19 protein-coding genes, 1 tRNA gene and 2 pseudogenes are annotated in these 18,374 nt (G+C 62.4%); 5 read left to right on the plus strand and 17 right to left on the minus strand.

The features are described 5' to 3' along the window. Positions 1-35: 35 nt before the first annotated feature. From KUO17_RS24150 to KUO17_RS24185, 8 genes and pseudogenes are all read right to left on the minus strand, one after another. Positions 36-239, minus strand: coding sequence for a hypothetical protein (locus KUO17_RS24150; protein WP_217978107.1), 204 nt, complete (start codon positions 237-239; stop codon positions 36-38). Next, positions 236-1,216, minus strand: a pseudogene (locus KUO17_RS24155) (integrase domain-containing protein). The gene KUO17_RS24150 and the pseudogene KUO17_RS24155 overlap by 4 nt, the downstream one beginning before the upstream one ends. Before the next feature lie 932 nt (positions 1,217-2,148). Next, on the minus strand, positions 2,149-3,468 hold the full coding sequence (locus KUO17_RS24160; RefSeq protein WP_217978088.1) for a tyrosine-type recombinase/integrase: 1,320 nt from the start codon (positions 3,466-3,468) through the stop codon (positions 2,149-2,151). A gap of 162 nt (positions 3,469-3,630) precedes the next feature. Beyond that, positions 3,631-3,706, minus strand: a tRNA-Thr gene (locus KUO17_RS24165). A gap of 94 nt (positions 3,707-3,800) precedes the next feature. Beyond that, positions 3,801-4,073, minus strand: coding sequence for a hypothetical protein (locus KUO17_RS24170; protein WP_217978089.1), 273 nt, complete (start codon positions 4,071-4,073; stop codon positions 3,801-3,803). A gap of 38 nt (positions 4,074-4,111) precedes the next feature. Next, the gene (locus tag KUO17_RS24175; RefSeq protein ID WP_341869648.1) at positions 4,112-4,492 is read right to left on the minus strand and encodes a hypothetical protein; all 381 of its coding nucleotides are present in this window, start codon (positions 4,490-4,492) and stop codon (positions 4,112-4,114) included. Positions 4,493-4,510: 18 nt separating this feature from the next. After that, positions 4,511-4,717, minus strand: coding sequence for a helix-turn-helix domain-containing protein (locus KUO17_RS24180; RefSeq protein ID WP_217978090.1), 207 nt, complete (start codon positions 4,715-4,717; stop codon positions 4,511-4,513). Positions 4,718-4,726: 9 nt separating this feature from the next. Further along, positions 4,727-5,305, minus strand: a complete 579-nt coding sequence (locus KUO17_RS24185; RefSeq protein ID WP_217978091.1) for a hypothetical protein — start codon at positions 5,303-5,305, stop codon at positions 4,727-4,729. Positions 5,306-5,845: 540 nt separating this feature from the next. Here KUO17_RS24185 and KUO17_RS24190 point away from each other — a divergent pair. Then, the gene (locus KUO17_RS24190; protein ID WP_217978092.1) at positions 5,846-6,205 is read left to right on the plus strand and encodes an SMR family transporter; all 360 of its coding nucleotides are present in this window, start codon (positions 5,846-5,848) and stop codon (positions 6,203-6,205) included. Continuing rightward, the gene (gene mdtI, locus KUO17_RS24195; RefSeq protein ID WP_217978093.1) at positions 6,199-6,528 is read left to right on the plus strand and encodes a multidrug/spermidine efflux SMR transporter subunit MdtI; all 330 of its coding nucleotides are present in this window, start codon (positions 6,199-6,201) and stop codon (positions 6,526-6,528) included. Before KUO17_RS24190 ends, mdtI begins: the two co-directional genes overlap by 7 nt. Before the next feature lie 236 nt (positions 6,529-6,764). Here mdtI and KUO17_RS24200 read toward each other — a convergent pair whose 3' ends face one another. The 5 genes from KUO17_RS24200 to KUO17_RS24220 are packed head-to-tail and all read right to left on the minus strand — an operon-like array spanning position 6,765 to position 10,942. Next, positions 6,765-7,976 (minus strand): methyltransferase, encoded by a 1,212-nt coding sequence (locus KUO17_RS24200; protein WP_217978094.1) that lies wholly within the window; start codon positions 7,974-7,976, stop codon positions 6,765-6,767. Next, the gene (locus KUO17_RS24205; RefSeq protein ID WP_217978095.1) at positions 7,957-8,646 is read right to left on the minus strand and encodes an ABC transporter permease; all 690 of its coding nucleotides are present in this window, start codon (positions 8,644-8,646) and stop codon (positions 7,957-7,959) included. Before KUO17_RS24205 ends, KUO17_RS24200 begins: the two co-directional genes overlap by 20 nt. Next, the gene (locus KUO17_RS24210; protein WP_217978096.1) at positions 8,643-9,338 is read right to left on the minus strand and encodes an ABC transporter permease; all 696 of its coding nucleotides are present in this window, start codon (positions 9,336-9,338) and stop codon (positions 8,643-8,645) included. Before KUO17_RS24210 ends, KUO17_RS24205 begins: the two co-directional genes overlap by 4 nt. A 55-nt stretch (positions 9,339-9,393) precedes the next feature. Continuing rightward, positions 9,394-10,155: an ABC transporter substrate-binding protein gene (locus KUO17_RS24215; RefSeq protein WP_217978097.1), complete on the minus strand. Its 762-nt coding sequence runs from the start codon at positions 10,153-10,155 to the stop codon at positions 9,394-9,396. A gap of 13 nt (positions 10,156-10,168) precedes the next feature. Continuing rightward, a complete protein-coding gene (locus KUO17_RS24220) occupies positions 10,169-10,942 on the minus strand; it encodes an ABC transporter ATP-binding protein (RefSeq protein WP_217978098.1) in 774 nt (257 codons plus the stop codon). A 587-nt stretch (positions 10,943-11,529) separates the two neighbouring features. Between KUO17_RS24220 and gabP the strand changes: the two genes are divergently transcribed. Beyond that, positions 11,530-12,924, plus strand: coding sequence for a GABA permease (gene gabP, locus KUO17_RS24225; RefSeq protein WP_217978099.1), 1,395 nt, complete (start codon positions 11,530-11,532; stop codon positions 12,922-12,924). 58 nt (positions 12,925-12,982) lie between these two features. On the opposite strand, the gene KUO17_RS24230 is transcribed toward gabP, so the two are convergent. After that, complete coding sequence (locus tag KUO17_RS24230; RefSeq protein ID WP_217978100.1) at positions 12,983-13,417, minus strand: hypothetical protein; 435 nt, start codon at positions 13,415-13,417, stop codon at positions 12,983-12,985. Between the two features lie 130 nt (positions 13,418-13,547). On the opposite strand from KUO17_RS24230, the gene KUO17_RS24235 reads away from it, so the two are divergent. After that, positions 13,548-14,087, plus strand: coding sequence for a hypothetical protein (locus tag KUO17_RS24235; RefSeq protein ID WP_217978101.1), 540 nt, complete (start codon positions 13,548-13,550; stop codon positions 14,085-14,087). 63 nt (positions 14,088-14,150) lie between these two features. Here KUO17_RS24235 and KUO17_RS24240 read toward each other — a convergent pair whose 3' ends face one another. Both KUO17_RS24240 and KUO17_RS27375 read right to left on the minus strand, forming a co-directional pair. Further along, complete coding sequence (locus KUO17_RS24240) at positions 14,151-16,661, minus strand: autotransporter family protein (protein ID WP_255263772.1); 2,511 nt, start codon at positions 16,659-16,661, stop codon at positions 14,151-14,153. 370 nt (positions 16,662-17,031) lie between these two features. Further along, a pseudogene (locus KUO17_RS27375) lies at positions 17,032-17,100 on the minus strand (ESPR-type extended signal peptide-containing protein); the annotation flags it as partial. 159 nt (positions 17,101-17,259) lie between these two features. Here KUO17_RS27375 and KUO17_RS24250 point away from each other — a divergent pair. Continuing rightward, positions 17,260-17,916, plus strand: coding sequence for a Fe2+-dependent dioxygenase (locus KUO17_RS24250; protein WP_217978104.1), 657 nt, complete (start codon positions 17,260-17,262; stop codon positions 17,914-17,916). A gap of 12 nt (positions 17,917-17,928) precedes the next feature. Here the strand turns inward: KUO17_RS24250 and KUO17_RS24255 are convergent. Continuing rightward, a partial coding sequence (locus tag KUO17_RS24255; RefSeq protein ID WP_341869649.1) for a hypothetical protein occupies positions 17,929-18,374 on the minus strand: 446 nt, incomplete at its 5' end.

Genomic DNA, 18,374 nt, shown 5'->3' on the forward strand with positions numbered 1-18,374 from the left:
TCACCCAATATCCCGGTTGATGATGGAAGTTTAGCTCAAATGGAATATTTATTTTTGAGACAGGACACTAGGAACCAAGCCACATGTTTTCTCTGCCAACCCCAAGGCGTCTTTTGCAGCCAGCGTTTTGCAATTTCAGCTTGGATGACATTCGCCTGCCGCAAGTGGCGTTGTCGCGTCGCGTGCGACCCGGTCAGCACGCCAGTCAAGAACAACTCCATATCGAATGACTTACTCATGTCCGACCTCCAATGTACGCAGCAACTACGTCAATCCGACTGTGTCCCAGCTCATAGCTGATCAGTCTCCGGGCCTCACGATCAAGGTTTCTATCTACCTGGCAACATTGGCCGCCGTTGATAGGCGCAAGGTGTTGCGTGATTTGCTCATAGCGTTCACATGCGTAAGCCGCTCGTAGCTCATGGAAGCCTTTGAGATTGTGTGTATGCAGGATGTCCCGCGCAGGGCGGATGATTTCTTGCAGAAGACTTAGGTAGCTTTCGTGTGGCGCAATCAGGTTGCGGCTGCCCGCAGGCGACACCTGCCGTGCAAACCCAAGCGCACCTCGAATATGGTCGTCCACCGCAATCCAACGCGGTGCCGAAGCGCCAGCGCGGCCGCCTTTAGTGCCATCCTGAATGTTTATTCTGCCTAGGTCATTAGCCTCACGGCTTAGCCGTGGCAGATCAGCCAAAATAGCTTCACGCAAGCGGATACCGGTGCATCGTGCCAGCATGACGATTGTGGCGGCCCGTAGCTGATGATGGCGGCAAAGCGCATCGACGATCTGCTTAACCTGCTCGCGGTCTTGGCCCTGAGGCACCGACTGTCGAACCCCGGTGCGCTGCATGCCCAGCGCCTTGCTCGGGCTTGTCAACTTCACGCACTGATCACCGCGAAGCGCAGCCATAGTCCTGTTAACGCTGGATAGCCGGTTTTGTGCGGTGCTGACGGCGAGGTCACCGCGCCTTACCACTTCACGCAGATACGCCGCTTAGTCGGCCAACACTTTGCAATCAATCTGCCGCGCATCATTGATTCCGGGCCCCTGTTCGGAGCGGCACCACCTCACGAATGCCAACCATCGATCACTGTGCGCCTTGACCGTGCCGTAGTGGCCGCCGCCGAACATATCCTTAAGCGCCTGCGGCCCTGCGTAGCTCAATTGCCTGCCATAACCGAAATTGCGACCATCGCGTCTGCCTACCAATGCCATGTGGGTCACCTCATCTGCCGTTCTCCGATCCTCGCCCCACGTCATCCCGCCAAGAATGTTGAGTGTTATCAGGGATCAAGGCCCCTGCGACCTGTGGGGATGTCCTTTAACGCGGGACTGGCGGCTCTTTACGACCAGGAGCAAGGGATTCTCATGATCTGGCCTCCTGAGCACCGTTACCGGTGGGCGGGTGGAGGCTGCATTGGCTGACGAGACCAGTGCCGCGAGATCCTGAGTCGGGTGAACGCAGCAATGCGATGACCGGGGCATGCCTGACTGTCAGTCAGATGCAGTCCATTCCTTGGTCTGCGGCACCATCATCTACATCGCTGTTGCTGGTGACATCGGCGTTTGTCACGCCGATTGTCACGAGTGAAGTTGCCGCAAAGCCAAATGCTATGAGGGCTGCAGCAGTGTTAGACGCGCCCGTCTCTTACACAGGAGAAAGAGACGGGCGCAGGTTGGCGCACGCGAAATGGCCAAGCGGATAGGTTGCTGCTGAGCAGATGGGTAGGGTGGTTGCCGCAGGGGCAACGATATTGAGTTGGCATCCATCACATGGGTAGTGACCGTACGAGCTGCCGGACGCGAATCGTACTTGCGGGTGAACCACCGCGGGAGCGGCGTGACCTTTAAGGTTCGGGTCACCTGGGGTGCTGTCATCGACAGCTCTTGCGACTCTCGGTCTACGCTTGTGGACAATATTCGTCAAGCAGCGCGATATCAGGGATTTAGCGCCTGTGGATAAAACTATCCCCCGGTGGACATCAGTGGTTTTCCACAGACGTAAGCTGTGCCAGCAGTTTTTTTCTTAGGTATGGTCCTTTCAAACGGGGCGGCTTTGCAGCCCCGTTTGAAAGGACCCACGCGGAGGAGCTTAACGTGGGGCTGTGGGTAACTTCACAGCGAGTTTGATGCGGTGGTGCGGCGGGCTACTCGGTCCTCTTGGCACTGCGAAGGCGCGTGACGTTCTCGCCCGTCTGCTTGGCAAACTCATGCGGGGTCACATGGTCCTCGCGGTTCGCCTCCAGAAACCGGCTCCACCAGGTCATGATCATCCGGCGTTCTTCGAGGAACTCGGCCTTGTGGGTATAAGCGGCCCGCACGTTGTTGCGTTCCTTGTGGCTCATCTGCCGTTCGATGGCCGTCTCTGACCACAGCCCGGACTCGACCAGCGCACTGCACGCCATGGCTCGGAACCCGTGGCCGCAGATATCCACCTTGGTGTCGTAGCCCATCGTCCTGAGTGCCGCATTTACCGTGTTCTCGGACATTGGTTTCCACGGTTTGGCATCGCCCGCGAAGACTAGGTCGAATTTGCCGGTGATCGCGTGGATCTGCTCAAGCAAGGCCACTGCCTGCGGCGATAAGGGTACAACGTGAATGTCCCCGGCCATCTTCGTACCCCTTGTGGAAAACGGTACGCCGTCCAGCGCCGGGCGGGTGTCGGGGATCTCCCAGATGCCACGATTGAGGTCGAATTCGTTCCAGCGGGCGAAGCGCAGTTCACTGGAGCGTACGAACACGTGCAGCGACAGCGTCACGGTAAGGCGTGTGAGTGGACGACCTTTGTAGTCGTCGATGCGTGCTTGTAGCTCTGGCAGCCGCGATAAGGGTAGTGCGGGTCGATGTGTAACCCGTGGTGCTTTGATCGAACCATCGAGGTCGTGAGCCGGGTTCGCCGTGATCAGCCGCAGCCGTTTGGCTTCGCGCATGATGCTTTGAAGGTAGTTCTTGATCCTAAGCGCCACGTCGATGGTGCCGCGTTTCGTCACTGCTTCTAGAGGCTGCATGAGATCGTGGGTATCGAGCTCGACGATTGCCCTGGCACCGAGCAAAGGGAATACGTGAGTCTTCAACCGGCTGAGCACAGTCTTGGCGTGGCCCGGCGCCCACTTCGGCACCATCCCGGCATACCAATCGAGCGCAACGCTTTCGAAGGTACGGCCATTGATTACGGCTTGCACCTTGGCCTGCTGCTTGGATTGGATGGGGTCAATGCCGTTGGCGAGCTGCTGTTTGAGCTCGAAGCGCTTGTGGCGAGCGTCAGCCAGCCCGACCACCGGGTAATTGCCGAGTGAGGTCAGGCCCTCGCGACCATCGGGCTTCACGTACCTGAGCCGCCAGCCTTTGCGACCGTTGGGCTTCACGAGCAGGTAAAGGCCATCGCCGTCAAAAAGCTTGTACTCACGTTCGCGAGCCTTTGCAGTGCGGCAGGCGTTGTCGGTAAGGGGAGCCGTTGTGCGAGCCATAAGGGTATTTTCCAATGTCGAATTGGTAGGTATCCTTAAAAGTACCCTTATTAGCGCTGGCTACCCTCGGAATCCGACGGAACGCCAAAACGAAAAAACCCGCCAGAAGGCGGGTTTTTCGGGGGTTCCAGAGATTTTGAAAGCCTTCTCTGGAACCTTGTATGGTGCCGGCACCAGGAGTCGAACCCGGGACCTACTGATTACAAGTCAGTTGCTCTACCAACTGAGCTATACCGGCATAGGGGCGCTATTATAGCGATCGGTTTGGTTCTGTAAACCACTTCCTTGCAATCTTGTGCAACGCCCCGTTTTACCTGGCCTGCAGCCCCTCATCACCACCCGCGATGCAGGCTTTCCGCCGTCGGTTCTGCCTTCGCTGGGTCGAACAGCATCGGCTTCTGCTCATGGCAGCCACGCTTGCCGCATTTCACATAGCGCCCCGACTGCGCCGGCAGCCCGTTGTCGCCCAGTACCTGCATCTGCGGCATGTCCCAGCCCACCATCTGATCATCGTTGGCGTGATGGCCGCGCTGGCCGCTGGCGCAGCCGGTCATTACCAGGGCAAACGCCACCCAGGCGATGGATTTGAAAAAGCCCAACGTCATATCCTTCTCTCCAATCGAATCACACGGCCCACGCGCCGTCAGTCCTTGTTCTGTATCCGCTGTATCGTGCCGCCACAGCCCAGGTAGCACTGGTCGTACTCGCGCCCGCAGTCGCTCGACAAGCCCGCGCTGTACGGGTAACTCGGGTAGTAACAGCTGCGCCGCGCATCCTTCTTGCTCTTGCCCGCCTGGCAATACTGGTAGCTGCGCAGCTCGGACTGGTACAGCGCCTGGTTGGCGTTGTCCTGCATGCGCGCCATCTGCCCGCAGACGTTGCGCTGCTGCGAACACGCACTGATGCAGCTTATGCCGTGCTGGCTGGGGGGCGGCGAATAACGGTAGGTGTAGCTCGGCCCACAACCCGCCAACAGGCCAGCGGCCAGCAGCAGCGCCGCGCGCTGTAAAAAGATGATGCTCACGAGAAGGGTGTTCCTTGTTCAGTCCTCGCTGAACTCCAGCAGGTCTCCCGGCTGGCACTTCAGCGCGCGACACAGCTTGTCGAGGGTCTCGATCTTGAAACCCTTGATCTTGCCGTTCTTCAGCAACGATAAATTAGCTTCGGTAATACCAATAATCTCGGCCAGATCCTTGGAGCGGATCTTGTTCCTGGCCATCACGACATCGAGCCTGATGATTATCGGCATGGGGCTAGGCTAGACATAACAGTTGTGTTCATCGCTGATGGTCTTGGCGTCACGCATGAGGAGGGAGAAGGCACACAGCAATATGCCCTTCATGATCTCGTAAACCGCCGCGGATGATACACCGATACCCACGCTGAAGCTTCTTTCACCTGGTGGCAGGTCGATGCAGAAGGCCAGGCCCTGCAAGGTGGTGATGATCGGCCACAGCAACGGCAGGCCGATGCACAACAAGCCCACCCACCACAGCAGTTTGATGTTGGCTGCCGTCCAGGTTTGCCCGCGCGACAGGCGGATGAAGAACAGGCCGGTGAGGTACAGCGCAACTACCGACAGGCTGGCCGGGATCATGTCCAGGGTGATGACCAGCGCCTGGGCCAGGGCGCCAGGCTGGAAGCCCGGCGCGACGAGCAGGGGCATCTGTTCGGCAAAGCTTTGCAGGTAGGCGGCGAGCACGTTGTGCCGGTCGAAGAGCCAAAACCAGGCATTGCAGCCAAATTCGACCAGCGCTGTGCCCCACGCCAACAACGCCGCAAAGGCCCCGATCACACGCAAACGCGAACGTGCGTAGGCCACTGTCTTGCTGTTCATGGTTTTTCCTTGCGTCAGGTGTGAACGGGGCGGATTATTGAGCAAAAATTATCGTATTACAATAATTAATTGATGTGATGTGGTGGGTGTGGCGATTTGACCCGGGTGGGCGAGACGGTTCTTGTTGAGCCGACGGGCCTCTTCGCTGGCAAGCCAGCTCCCACAGGTACCCCGCCGTCCTCAAGCCCAGCGCTATCCCTGTGGGAGCTGGCTTGCCAGCGAAAGGGGGCCGAGCGAACGATGGATTTGAAAATTATAATTTACGGGCCTTGCGCCCACCTTTCAGGGCCTTTCACCAAATAACCAAACAATCTGACCAAAAATCAGTAGTCACTCTCTATCGATTTGACTTTGACGATGCCCTCAGTTAATTTGTTGTGCATTATGTTGAACACTCAAGCGTTACCGCTCCTCACCTCCCGCCTGGTCTCCCGTGAACGTCACTGGACCGGCGATCTCTAGCGTCACCCTCCCAAACCCCGGCCTTTGCTGACGTCACCGTCAGCCCCCGCGTTTTCCGCTACGCCCATGGGAGGGCACATGCGTTCCTGGATCTATCTGTTCATCGCCATCGTGGCCGAAGTGATCGGCACCACGTCGATGAAGTTCGCCGCCACACACTCACCCCTGCTGGGTCACGCCCTCATGTACGCCATGATCGGCCTGTCCTACGGTTTTCTCGCGCTCGCCGTGAAGCGCGTGCCGCTCGGTGTCGCCTACGCGCTGTGGGAAGGTATCGGTATCGTGCTGATCACCCTGGTCAGCGTGACCTGGCTGGGCGAAAGCATCGGCCTGCTCAAGGCACTGGGCCTGGGCGTGATGATCGCCGGTATCCTGCTGATCAAGTCGGGTACCCGCAGCGCTCGCCGTGAAACCACCGGGGAGGCGCTGCCATGCTGACCGCCTCGATGATCCCCTTCGTATGGCTGGCCGCGGCCATCGTGCTGGAAGTGGTGGCCAACCTGCTGCTCAAGTACTCCGACGGCCTGCGCAAGCGCTGGGTCGGCCTGGCCTCGATCGTGTGTGTGCTGGTCGCCTTCACGGCGCTGGCGCAAGCGGTCAAGGACATCCCGCTGTCGATGGCCTATGCCATCTGGGGTGGCTTCGGCATCCTCGCCACGGTGGCGATGGGCTGGGCGTTGTTCGGCCAGCGCCTGGCCGGGCGCGGCTGGCTTGGCCTGCTGCTTCTGCTCGGCGGCATGGGCCTTTTGAAGCTGGCGTGACGCCCGTCACAGCCCCCTTAGAGCGTTTCGCTTAAACGCTTATGCACAAGCCGCATGCCAGGCAGGCGGTTTTTGCATCGCGTCGCGTCGCGCCATTCGTCTTTGCGCAAATGGCTGTTTTTGCTCGGCTTTAACGCATGAACAAAAAATGACCAGGCGCTGACAGCCCTTGAATCACGTGATTTTCAGCAATCTATCAAAATGTTGCGCACAGACTTATCCACAGGTTTGGCGCGTCATTTTCGCTCGGCCAGCAGCATCAGGTTGCGCGGTGTCAGCGGGTAGGGGCAGAAGCTGCCCAGGCGCACATCGAAGCCCTGTTCGCCCAGGTACAGTGCGCGGTCCAACACCAGCCACAGCTCCAGCGGGCGACGGAACAGGTTGCGTAGCCGTTCCAGGTTGCGCACCTGCGCCAGGCGCGCCCAGCCGGCCTGCTCCAATGCAGCCCAGTCGTGTGCACTCGCTACTTCCAGGTCCTTGAGCGCGGCCAGGTCGCGGCAGTAGTCGGCAAACGGCTTGCTCAGCCAGCTGCTCGGCAGGGAAGGGGTGGGCAGGTAGTCGTCGCACTGGCGCAGTTGCCGTTGCAGCAGGTCGAAGCCCAACCGTCGCGCCATCGATTCGTCCCGCTGGCGGCGCACGCGCTGGCCCGCCGTGACGGTTTCGCTCAAGGGCAGGCCCAGGTCGTCGATGGACAAGCTCAGCGCCGAGGCCTGCGCAGCGCTGGACAACGCTTGATACAGCGGCCCCCGCGTGCGGTTGTAGCAGCATGGCGCAATGGCCAGCTGCCGGCAGCCCTTGGCGCTGGCCAGTTGCATCAGGCGCACGTGCAGGTCGCCGCAGGCATGCAGGGCGACCGGGGTGTGCTGGTGGGTGAGTTGCGCGTCGGCGTCGCTGCTCATCACGTCCTGCAGGCGATGCTCCGCCGGCAGGTGATGATGCTGGCTCAACTGTTCACCGGCCAACACCAGTGCCGGGTCGTGCTCCAGGCAGGTCAGCTGCTGCGTCGGGCCCAGCAGGCGCCGGCCCAGGTGGCCCTTGCCGGCGCACCAGTCCAGCCAGTGCGTGGCAGGCCGGGCAAAGGCCAGGTGGCTGGCGAAGGCTTCGATCTGCTGCCATTTGCGGCCGGGCACATCCACGTTCAGGCGTGCACTGGCAGGTGCCAGCTCGATTGTGGATAACTCGCCCACGGCTGACAGGTGTGCGGCCTGGGCGGCCAGCTGTGGATAAGGTGCGGGTGCGCCGGGCGCATCAGGCGCCTCTGCGTCTTGCAGCGTGCGCTGGCGCAGCCACTGGCTCAGCTCGGGCAGCTCGCGCTCCCAGGCCATGGTCAGCTGGGTGAACGGCCTCGGCCGCCACATGCCCTGGTGTTCCAGCAAAAAGCTGTCCAGGGCCTGGAAGCGGCCGAGCAGTGTGGCGCCCTGCAGTACCTCAGCGGCCCTGGCAGGCATCGACGCGCAACCAGCGCTCAAGCACCTTGAAGCCCTGCACCAGCAAGAACGAGATCAACAGGTAGAACAGCCCCGCGGCAAAGAAGATCTCCACCGGCAGGTAGGTACGCGCAATGATCGTGCGGGCCATGCCGGTCAGTTCCAGCAGGGTCACGGTGCTGGCCAGGGCACTGGCCTTGAGCATCAGGATCACTTCGTTGCTGTAGGCCGGCAGGCCGATGCGCGCGGCACGCGGCAGCATGATGTAGAACAGCGCCTTGGCCCGCGACATGCCCAGCGCCCGCGCCGCCTCGATTTCACCGCGCGGGATGGCCTGCAGCGCGCCACGCAGGATCTCGGCAATGTACGCGGCGGTGTGCAGGGTCATGGTCAGCACGGTGCACCAGAACGGATCGCGCAGGTACGGCCAGAATGCGCTGTTGCGCACCGCGTCGAACTGCGCCAGGCCGTAGTACACCAGGAACAGCTGCACCAGCAGCGGTGTGCCACGGAAGAAGAAGATGTAGCCATACGGCACTGCGCGCACGTACCAGTGGCGCGAAGAGCGGGCGATGCCCAGCGGTATCGCCAGGATCAGCCCGGCGATGACCGCGATGGCCACCAGCTCCAGGGTCAGGGTCGCGCCCTGGGCCAGGCGCGGCAGCCACTTGATGATCACTTCCCAGTTCATTGGTTGGCCCTCGCGAAGCCGCGTGCGGCGCGTTTTTCCAGCAAGTGCATGCCGATCATCGCCAGGATGGTCAGGCCCAGGTAGATGAGCGCCGCCACCATATAGAAGGTGAACGGCTGCTTGCTCACGGTTACCGCCACTTGCGAGTGGCGCATGATTTCTTCAAGGCCGATCACCGATACCAGCGCGGTGTCCTTCATCAGGATCATGAACAGGTTGCCCAGCCCAGGCAGCGCGATACGCCACATCTGCGGCAGGATCAGCCGGGTGAAGATGCGCCACCTGGACAGGCCCAGCGCCAGGCCCGCTTCGCGGTGGCCCTTGGGGATGGCCAGGATGGCGCCACGGAACACTTCGGTGGCATACGCACCGAAGCACAGGCCCAGGGCAATCACGCCAGCCGTAAAGGCGCTCAGCTCAAGGCCGGGAATACCCAGCAGTTCGCCCAGCTTGCCCATCATGCTGACGGTGCCGAAGTAGATCAGCAGCACCCACAGCAGCTCGGGTACACCGCGCACCAGGGTCGAATAGAAACCGCCAAGCCACTGCAGGGGCTTGTACGGCGAGGTCTTGGCCAGGGCGCCGAGCAACCCCAGCACCAGCCCCAGGCAAAGGGCCGTCAGCGCCAGTTGCACGGTCATCAAGGTGCCGGCCGCCAGGGCCGGACCAAATCCGTAGAGATCAATATTCATGGGCAGGCTTGTTCAGGGACGGGCACCGCCGCCAGGGCGGTGCCGGTCGGGCGAATCAGTAGATGCTGAAAGGGAAGTACTTGTCGTTGATCTTCTTGTAGGTGCCGTCGGCGACGATTTCCTTCAGGGCTGCGTTGAGCTTGTTGCGCAGCTCGATGTCGCCCTTGCGCACGGCGATGCCGACCTTGTCGCTTTCGTTGACCGGGTCGCCCTTGAACTCGTAGTTCTTGCCGGCGTCGGATTTGAGCCAGTCGTAGTTGGCATATTTGTCGGCCAGGATGGCGTCCAGGCGGCCGGAGGTCAGGTCCAGGTAGGCGTTTTCCTGGCCGTCATACAGGTTGACCTTGAACTCACCGTCCATGCCACCGTTGTCGTCCAGCCAGGTCGCCGCCTGGGTGGCGCGCTGGGTGCCGATGGTCTTGCCCTTGAGCGCGGCGCGGTCGGTCTTGAAGTCGACGTTTTTCGGGGCGATGAACTGCTGCTTGTTGGAGTAGTACGGGTCGGTGAAGTCAACGGCCTGCTTGCGCTCGTCGGTGATCGACAGCGACGAGATCAGGAAGTCGAACTTCTTGGCGTTCAGGGCGGGGATGATGCCGTCCCAGTCGGAGGTGACCACTTCGCACTCGACCTTCATCTTGGCGCACAAGGCGTCGCCGATGTCTTTGTCGAAGCCCACGACCTGGCCGCTGGCATCCTTGTTGTTGAACGGCGGGTAGGCCGCCTCGATGCCCATTTTCAGCTTGTCGGCCGCCATGGCGTTGGCCGAGAACACCAGTGTGGCGGCAGCGGCCAGGAGGAATTTCTTGTAGTTCTGCATGCGTGTTGCTCCGTTAGCGGTTGCTGGACATGAATTGCTTACAACGCGCCGAGTTCGGGTTGTCGAAAACCTGCTGCGGCGATCCTTGCTCTTCCACCAGGCCCTGGTGCAGGAAGATGACTTCACTGGACACCTGCCGGGCGAAGCTCATTTCATGGGTAACCAGTAGCATGGTACGGCCTTCTTCGGCCAGCGCGCGGATCACGTTAAGCACTTCCTGGACCATTTCCGGGTCCAGTGCCGAGGTCGGCTCGTCGAACAGGATGACCTTGGGCTTCATCGCCAGGGTGCGGGCGATGGCCGCACGCTGCTGCTGGCCACCGGACAGCTCGGCCGGGTAGCTGTGACGCTTGTTGTGGATGCCGACCTTGTCCAGCAGCGCCTCGGCGTGCTCGATGGCCTCGGCCTTGCTCTGGCCGAGCACGCGGCGCGGCGCCTCGATGATGTTGTCGAGCACGCTCATGTGCGGCCACAGGTTGAAGTTCTGGAACACGAAGCCGATCTCGCTGCGCAGGCGATTGATCTGCTTGTTGTCGGCGGCGACCAGTTCACCGTTTTTTGCGGGCTTGAGCTTGAGTTCTTCGCCGGCCACCAGGATCTGCCCCTGATGCGGGTTTTCCAGCAGGTTGATGCAGCGCAGCAGGGTGGACTTGCCGGAACCGGACGATCCCAGGATGGAGATCACGTCGCCGTCGCGGGCGGTCAGCGAAATGCCCTTGAGAATCTCCTGCGCGCCGTAGCGTTTGTGCAGGTTGCGGATTTCCAGCGCGGGCGTGGCCTGGGCCATGTGCGGTCCTCATGAGTTCTGGTGCGGTCCTGCTGTTGTCGGCCTTCCTGGCGAGGCGCCACGCTAGCATAGCGCCCGAATGTCAGCCAACAACGGCAGGCTGGGCAAATGGCCGGTGGACGGCTGGGTGTCGCTTCAACGCAGCGCACTGTCGCGCGGATGTCCGCGCGCGCCTTTCCACGGGCCGCAGCCTTGATGAAAAAAGGCGCGATGGTGCCAGCTTTGCTGCGCGCTGGAAAGCCGTTTTTGACCGCTCGTACAGCATTGCCGGTTTTCCCTCCTTTAAGGTTGCACCGGGTCGGTTGCGCTTTTTTGCACTGAAAAAGCGCAGCGGTGTTACCTAGGATCACTTCTGGGGCAATTGTAAGTGGGTATTTCGGTAATCAGCCTCGGAAGCGACCTTTCGGTCAGGTAATGGCCGAAAGCGCCGTACGCCTTGCTGCACGTGGCTGTGGGTTATTTCGAACGAAGGCGGGCCGCGTTGGCGCGCTTATTGCCCTCTCACCCGCCACAGGACGTAGCGCTCCTCACGAGGGGGCGCGCACTCAAGTAGCGGGATGAACACCATTCTTTGCAAAGGTAGTTTTATGAGCGGTACGCAGACTTCCAATGACCTCGCCCAGGGGCTCAAGCAACGGCATGTGACCATGCTCTCCATCGCGGGCGTGATCGGCGCCGGTTTGTTCGTCGGCTCCGGCCATGCCATTGCCCAGGCCGGCCCTGCCGTGCTGTTGGCCTACCTGGCGGCCGGCACGCTGGTGGTGCTGGTGATGCGCATGCTGGCCGAGATGGCCGTGGCCACGCCCGACACCGGGTCGTTCTCTACCTATGCCGACCGTGCCATCGGTCACTGGGCCGGCTTTACCATCGGCTGGCTGTACTGGTGGTTCTGGGTGCTGGTGATCCCGCTGGAGGCCAATGCGGCCGCCACCATCCTGCATGCCTGGTTCCCCGACATCGGTATCTGGGTGTTTACCCTGGTGATTACCCTGTTGCTGACGGCGACCAACCTGTTCAGCGTGAAGAACTACGGCGAGTTCGAGTTCTGGTTCGCGCTGCTCAAAGTGGTGGCGATCATCGGTTTCATCGTGCTGGGCGTGGCGGCGATTTTCGGCCTGCTGCCCAACAGCCAGGTCAGCGGCGTGAGCCATCTGTTCGATACCCAGGGTTTCCTGCCCAACGGCATGGGCGCGGTACTGGCCGCCATGCTGACCACCATGTTCTCGTTCATGGGGACCGAGATCGTGACCATTGCGGCGGCCGAGTCCAAGGATCCGGGCAAGCAGATCACCAAGGCCACCAACTCGGTGATCTGGCGCATCTTCCTGTTCTACCTGGTGTCGATCTTCATCGTGGTGGCGCTGGTGCCGTGGACCAACAGCGACCTGGCCGAAGTGGGCTCCTACCAGACCGTGCTGCAGCTGATGGGCATCCCCAATGCCAAGCTGATCGTGGATATCGTGGTGCTGATCGCGGTGACCAGCTGCCTGAACTCGGCGCTGTACACCTCCTCGCGCATGCTGTTCTCGTTGAGCAAGCGGGGTGATGCGCCTGGCGTGGCGCAGCGCACTACCTCCAGCGGTACGCCGTATGTGGCGGTGGTGCTGTCGACGGCGGCGGCGTTCCTCACCGTGATCGCCAACTACCTGGCCCCGGCGCAGGTGTTCGAGTTCCTGCTGGCCAGTTCCGGTGCGATCGCGCTGCTGGTGTACCTGGTGATTGCGATTTCGCAACTGCGCATGCGCCATCAGCGCATGGCGCGTGGCGAGACGATCGCGTTCAGGATGTGGCTGTTCCCGGGGCTGACCTGGGCCACCATCGTGTTCATCGTGGGGGTGCTGACGGTCATGCTGATTCGCCCCGACCACCGTATCGAGATCGTGGCGACGGGGCTGTTGACCCTGGCCGTGGTGGCGGCGGGGCTGCTGGTGGCGCGCAAGCGCAAGGCCCAGGCGGCAGGGCGGGTGGCACTGAACCACTAAACAGGACGGTGGCTGTGCTTGCCCCGCGATGGGCTGCGCAGCCGTCGCGCTTCATGCTTCAGCCAAATTTCTTCTGCTTGGACACGATCTCCGACGCCTGCACATACGCGTCCTGGAACTCGTCGCTCTCCAGCCACTGCATGGCGGCGGCCTCTTCGGTGCCGTCCAGCCATGCGCGGTAGGCGCAGAACACCTTGCAGATGTAGTCGGTGGAATGTTCTTCCTTGTGCCCCTTGAGCACCAGCGCCAGCAGCGGATCGACCAGGAATACCGCGATCATCGAGGCAAGTCCTGTGTCCTGGGCCGCCTTCATCTTTTCGAACAGCGCGGTATAGCTGCCCGAGTCCATGGCCTTGGTGAACACCTGCTCGACGCTGGCGCTGGCGCTCTCGCCGCTGCTCTTGACCGCCTGGCCACTGCGCACCATGCGGTTCTCGCGGGCCTTGTTGGCGGCGCGCTTGGCGCGTTTCTGCTGTTTGCTGCTGGAAGCCATTGCCAAAATCCTTGAAAGAATGTGATGCGTGTCGCTATTGAACCCCACTCCATCACGAAACCCAAGCCGTTGGCACGGGTCTGAGGCAGGCTGTGATCTTTTTCGGCTGCCCCAAAGGAATACGTTCAGGATGAAGACGCTACCCCTGCTGTGCCTCGCCACAGCCTTTCTCGCCGGCTGCGGCAACCTTGCAGCGGTCAAGTCGTTCAACACCCCTTACGCCTCGCCTGCCAGCGGCGACACCGCGCGCCTGCGCGTGACGGCCAACGGCATGGTGCGGGCGGTGCCGGGGCTTGGCTGCGTGGACTGGTACAGCCCCGGCGCAGGGGTGGTGGTGTCGGCGCAGGATGGCTTTGCCGACCGCAACGGCGAAACCCTCGGCATGCCGCCTGCGCTCACCGCCAGCAATGACACCGTCAGCGAAGTGCGGGTCCCGGCCGGCAAGCCCTTTACCCTGCATTTCATGGATGGCGGCATGCGCACCGGCTATGACCGGGTGCAGAACTGCGTGGCCATGCTGCAGTTCACGCCCCAGGCGGGTGCCGACTACGAGTTCGTGGCCAAGGGTTACTCGACCTGCGTGGTCGACCTGAGCCGGCTGGCGCACGGCAAGCTCGAAGCGGTCAAGGTGCAGAGGGCCGATTACTGCAGCAAGTGGGCGAACTTCTGAGCATGAAAAAACCCCTGGATCCTGCGATCCAGGGGTTTGGCTGCAACGGCTGCGGTGCTGGCCTCAGAACGCCCAGCGTACCTTCAGCGAGGCCGACTGGTTGAGGAAGTCCTCACGGTATTCGGCATCGTAGTCGGCGCTCAGTTCGGTGCTGTCGGTGACCCGGTAGCTTACCCCTACGCCGCCACGGCCCAGCCACGGGCTGGCATCCAGGCCCTGGGTGCGGAACGACAGGCCCGGCGCGCCGGCATAGGCGCTGGTCAGCGAGGCGCGCTCGCCGATGGTGTCGTAACCCACGCCCAGTTTCAGGCGAGTGGACAGACGATCGCTGAACAGGTGCACCAGCTCTGCATCGGCACCCAGCACCAGGCTTTCGCTGTCGCGGCGGTCGACGTCCAGGTTGAGTGCGCCGGCGCCGGTTTCGCGGTAGCCCTCGTCTTCGACCCAGGTGTAGTCCGCGCGCACGCTTGGGGTCAGCTCGGTGGCTTCGCCCAGGCGCAGGGTGTGGCCCAGGGCCACGCCGGCGTGCACGATCTGGCTGTCGTACTTGGCCTTGGCCTCGGTGCCCATGAACAGGATCTGGCGCTTGCCGTCGGTGCGGCCCTGGCCGTAGTCCAGCTGGTAGGTCAGCTGGGTCGCGTCGTCCAGGTCGTAGCTGCCGTAGCCGATCAGCTGGTACATATCCATGTCGGCACTGTTGGGGGCTGCCTTGGAGTCGCCGTTGATGTCGCTCTTGGCATAGGCGAAGGCCAGGCCCACGCGGCTCTGCGGGTTGATGGCCGCGTCGGCGCCGAAGACGATGCCCTGGCTGTTGACCTCGAAGCCCGAAACGCCATTGCGCTCGTTCTGGTCGCCCCACGAACCGAAGGTCTTGACCCACAGTTCGCGATCGCCCAGCACCTCGTCACCCGAAGACAGGCCGCGGCCCTGGCTGACCCGCGCCTGTACCACGTCGTTGATCGCGGTGAGCGAGGCGTTGGCGGCCGCCTGCGAGCTGCCGACCAGCAGCGGCAGGGTCTGGCTGACCGCGTCCGAGACCTGCTGGTTGGTGTTCAACTTGCCCAGCGAGGTGATGACCTGCTGCATGCCGGCGTTGTTGGTGCCCTGGCCGATGATGGTGTCCAGTACCTGGGCCGCGCCGCGTGCCGGCTTGTTGCTGTTTATGGCCGGCTCGTTGTCTTCAGGTGTCGGGGTCGGTGTGACCGGCGTGGTCGGCGGCTTCGGTTTGGTGCCGCCATCGACGATGTCGACGATGGTCTTGGCCTGTACCACCTGGAAGTCGACGTGCCCGCCGGTACCGTTGGTGGCAACGCTCTTGAAATCGAACAACGCGCTGTTGTCGGTGACCTTGGCGAAGTTGCCGCTCAGCTCGGCGCGGGTGTATACCACATTGTCCAGGCTCTGGCCGATGGCCAGGCGATTGACCTGGGCCACGTCGACGGCAGCGTTGCCGGCCAGGCTGACGTTGCCCGAGGCGGACAGCCGGCTGTAGCCGCCCTCGCTGTCGTTGGACTCGGCGGCGATGCGGTACACGCCATTGCTGCCCTGGCTGAAGTTACCATCCACGGAGACGAAGGCGCGGGGTGCGGTGGCGTGCCCCAGTTGCAGGGTGCCGTTGTTGACCAGGTCGCCGTCTATACGGGTGTTGCCCAGTTGCAATGTGCCATTTTGTTGCACGGCCACGCTGCCCGTCAGGGTGGTGCCGTTGGTGGTGCGCAGGGTGCCCTGCCTGACGTTCCACTGGGTGATGGTGGTGCCGACGCTGGTGCCGCTCAGCGTCCAGGTACTGCTTGCGCGCTTGTCGAACGTGCCGAAACCGATGTACTTGTTGGTCAGCTCGATGACGTTGAGGGCGCTGTCTGCCGATCCGCCGAGGGCGAAGGTGTCGGCGCTGCCAGCAACGGTCGAGCCTCGGATGTTCGAACCGTTTGCCAGCACCAGGGTGTTGTTGCCCCCCTCGAGTTTGATGGACGTGTCAAAGGGGGCACTGCTGCCGATGGTGCCGGCGTTGTAGATGGTCGAGCCACCGCTGCTTTGAATGGCAGGCGCGCTGTTCGCCCAGTTGCCCGAGTTGATGCCAGCGTCGATGGTGGCGCCGGTAGCGTTGTTAACTTCGAAATTTTGACCCGAGATACCGCTGCCGCCCTTCGAGCCGACCAGCATGAGCGGATCGGGGGTGCCGCCGTCGCCGCCACGGATGGTGCCAGTGTTGTATACCACGAAGCCGTCGCCGCTGACGCCTGCGCCACCGCTGCCGCCTAGCGAGCCGGTGCCGGGCATCATGGACATGCTCGCCGCTCCGCCTTTGCCACCGACGACGCTGCCATCGTTGAGCAGGGTGAAGTTATTGCCGTTCACGGCTGCAGCGCCAGTGCCGCCGTTTGCGGGGGACATGGAGCCCATGAGGATGTTGGAGCCGGCTGTGCCACCGGCACCACCGGTGACCGAGCCCTGGTTGTTCAGCGACAGGCCCGATGCGGCCACGCCGACACCGCCCGCACCACCGCTTCCGGCATTGTAACCCGGCGTGCCGACGCCACCACCCCCCCCCCGCGCCGCCGGTGATGGTGGCATTGTTGATGAAGCTGCCGGCACCGCTCAGGCCTGCACCGCCGACACCGCCGGCACGACCGTAACCCGTGGTGCTGGTACCGCCCGCGCCCCCCTGGCCACCTGTCAGATCGGCGCTGCTGGTGTAGTCATAGCCGCTGCCTGTGGCGGCTGCAGTGCCGGCGCCGGCCGGGTCCTCGCTGGCGGCGGGTGCCGGCATGCCGCTGTCGCCCTGGCATGCGCCACTGAGCGTGCCGGTGCCGATCAGGGGGCAGTTGCCCGGTGCAGCCATTGCCAACGAACTGCTCCCCAGCAGTGCCAGCAATACCGCCTGGGCGAGCGGCCGCAGGCGTGCGCCCGTACCAATGATGCCACTTCCCTTGCCGGCCGCCTTGGCGGTCTCCGGCGCAACCTGGAAAACGCCCAGGTGACGGTTCAAGATCAGCTTATAGCTCTTGTTCATGGTGGTGCGTGCTCAGTTATAGTTTTAGGTGTTGGCAGTGGCCTAGCGGCCGAAGACAGCGCGATGCTAGCAGACTGGCATCATGCTTTTCACGCGCGCAAAAATTAAGTTTTGCGGCTGTAGGATTGGCGTCAAATCGCCGTCACCAGGACACTTTCCGTGCACTATCTGATCATTCCAAACGCGCTGTCGGCGCCCTTGTTCGCGCAGGCCCGCGCGGCGATCTGCAGCGGCCCCTTCGGTGATGGTCGCGGCACCGCCAACGGCCTTGCCCAGGCGGCCAAGCGCAACCTGCAACTGGAGCATCAGGGCCATGTCGAGCTGCTCGACGGTATTGCCCAGGCGCTGCTGGAGCAGCCACTGCTGCAGGCCTTCGCGATGCCCTGGCATGTCGGTCGGCCAATGATCAATCGCTATGAGGCGGGCATGGCCTACGGCATGCACGCCGATGGCGCACACATCGGTGAGTTGCGCACCGATGTTTCCTACACCCTGTTTTTGGATGACCCGGCCAGCTACGACGGCGGTGAGCTGGTCATCAGCGGCGAGTCGCAGCTGTTCAGCTTCAAGTTGCCGGCCGGCAGCCTGCTGCTGTACCCCAGCGGGGCGCTGCATGAGGTGAAGGAGGTGACGCGGGGTGTGCGCCATGCAGCCGTGGGCTGGATCCAGAGCCGCATTCGCGATGCCGGCCAGCGCGAGATCATTGCCAAGCTCAAGGCCGTGCCGCAGGCGCTGGGGCAGGGCGAGCAGCATCAGGCGCTGGCCGTGCAGACCAATGAATGCATCCAGCGGCTGATTCGCATGTGGTGCGACTGAGCAGGTGGCGGCCTAGGGGATTCGCCCGCACAGCGCGTTGCCTTCATAGCCGTGCATGATCGGCGCCAGGAACATGAACGGGCCGCAGGCGTTCAGGTAGGGGTCCTGGTCGACGCTGTGGGTGGTGTACACCAGCACGCGCTCGTCGCCGAAGCGGTCGTTGCCGAACGCGGCTTCGGTGTAGGTCGAGCACACGGGCAGCTTCAGGGGTACTGGCAGCACGATCAGCCACAGGCTGATGCCGCACCATTGGCGGGTGGAGTCGGAGCGCTGGGTGCGGGTGATCACCGGGGTAGTGTCACGGCCGAGCAACTGGTTGTAGGCCTCGGTCTTTTCGACGCGGGTCTGGGGTGAGGCGAACTTTACGCCAACACACCCCGACAGGCACAGCAGTGCCAGCGCCGCCATCACGCACGGTTTCATCCTTGACCCCCACACCAAATCGCAGGCAATAAAAA

This window comes from Pseudomonas aegrilactucae, assembly GCF_019168305.1.
GTDB classification, from domain to species: domain Bacteria; phylum Pseudomonadota; class Gammaproteobacteria; order Pseudomonadales; family Pseudomonadaceae; genus Aquipseudomonas; species Aquipseudomonas aegrilactucae.

Excerpts from the sequence above, each read along its gene's own strand:
- KUO17_RS24150 (WP_217978107.1), bottom strand. The coding sequence starts at position 239 with ATGAGTAAGTCATTCGATATGGAGTTGTTCTTGACTGGCGTGCTGACC.
- KUO17_RS24160 (WP_217978088.1), bottom strand. The coding sequence starts at position 3,468 with ATGGCTCGCACAACGGCTCCCCTTACCGACAACGCCTGCCGCACTGCA.
- KUO17_RS24170 (WP_217978089.1), bottom strand. The coding sequence starts at position 4,073 with ATGACGTTGGGCTTTTTCAAATCCATCGCCTGGGTGGCGTTTGCCCTG.
- KUO17_RS24180 (WP_217978090.1), bottom strand. The coding sequence starts at position 4,717 with ATGCCGATAATCATCAGGCTCGATGTCGTGATGGCCAGGAACAAGATC.
- KUO17_RS24185 (WP_217978091.1), bottom strand. The coding sequence starts at position 5,305 with ATGAACAGCAAGACAGTGGCCTACGCACGTTCGCGTTTGCGTGTGATC.
- KUO17_RS24190 (WP_217978092.1), top strand. The coding sequence starts at position 5,846 with ATGCGTTCCTGGATCTATCTGTTCATCGCCATCGTGGCCGAAGTGATC.
- mdtI (WP_217978093.1), top strand. The coding sequence starts at position 6,199 with ATGCTGACCGCCTCGATGATCCCCTTCGTATGGCTGGCCGCGGCCATC.
- KUO17_RS24200 (WP_217978094.1), bottom strand. The coding sequence starts at position 7,976 with ATGCCTGCCAGGGCCGCTGAGGTACTGCAGGGCGCCACACTGCTCGGC.
- KUO17_RS24205 (WP_217978095.1), bottom strand. The coding sequence starts at position 8,646 with ATGAACTGGGAAGTGATCATCAAGTGGCTGCCGCGCCTGGCCCAGGGC.
- KUO17_RS24210 (WP_217978096.1), bottom strand. The coding sequence starts at position 9,338 with ATGAATATTGATCTCTACGGATTTGGTCCGGCCCTGGCGGCCGGCACC.
- KUO17_RS24215 (WP_217978097.1), bottom strand. The coding sequence starts at position 10,155 with ATGCAGAACTACAAGAAATTCCTCCTGGCCGCTGCCGCCACACTGGTG.
- KUO17_RS24220 (WP_217978098.1), bottom strand. The coding sequence starts at position 10,942 with ATGGCCCAGGCCACGCCCGCGCTGGAAATCCGCAACCTGCACAAACGC.
- gabP (WP_217978099.1), top strand. The coding sequence starts at position 11,530 with ATGAGCGGTACGCAGACTTCCAATGACCTCGCCCAGGGGCTCAAGCAA.
- KUO17_RS24230 (WP_217978100.1), bottom strand. The coding sequence starts at position 13,417 with ATGGCTTCCAGCAGCAAACAGCAGAAACGCGCCAAGCGCGCCGCCAAC.
- KUO17_RS24235 (WP_217978101.1), top strand. The coding sequence starts at position 13,548 with ATGAAGACGCTACCCCTGCTGTGCCTCGCCACAGCCTTTCTCGCCGGC.
- KUO17_RS24240 (WP_255263772.1), bottom strand. The coding sequence starts at position 16,661 with ATGCCACCATCACCGGCGGCGCGGGGGGGGGGTGGTGGCGTCGGCACG.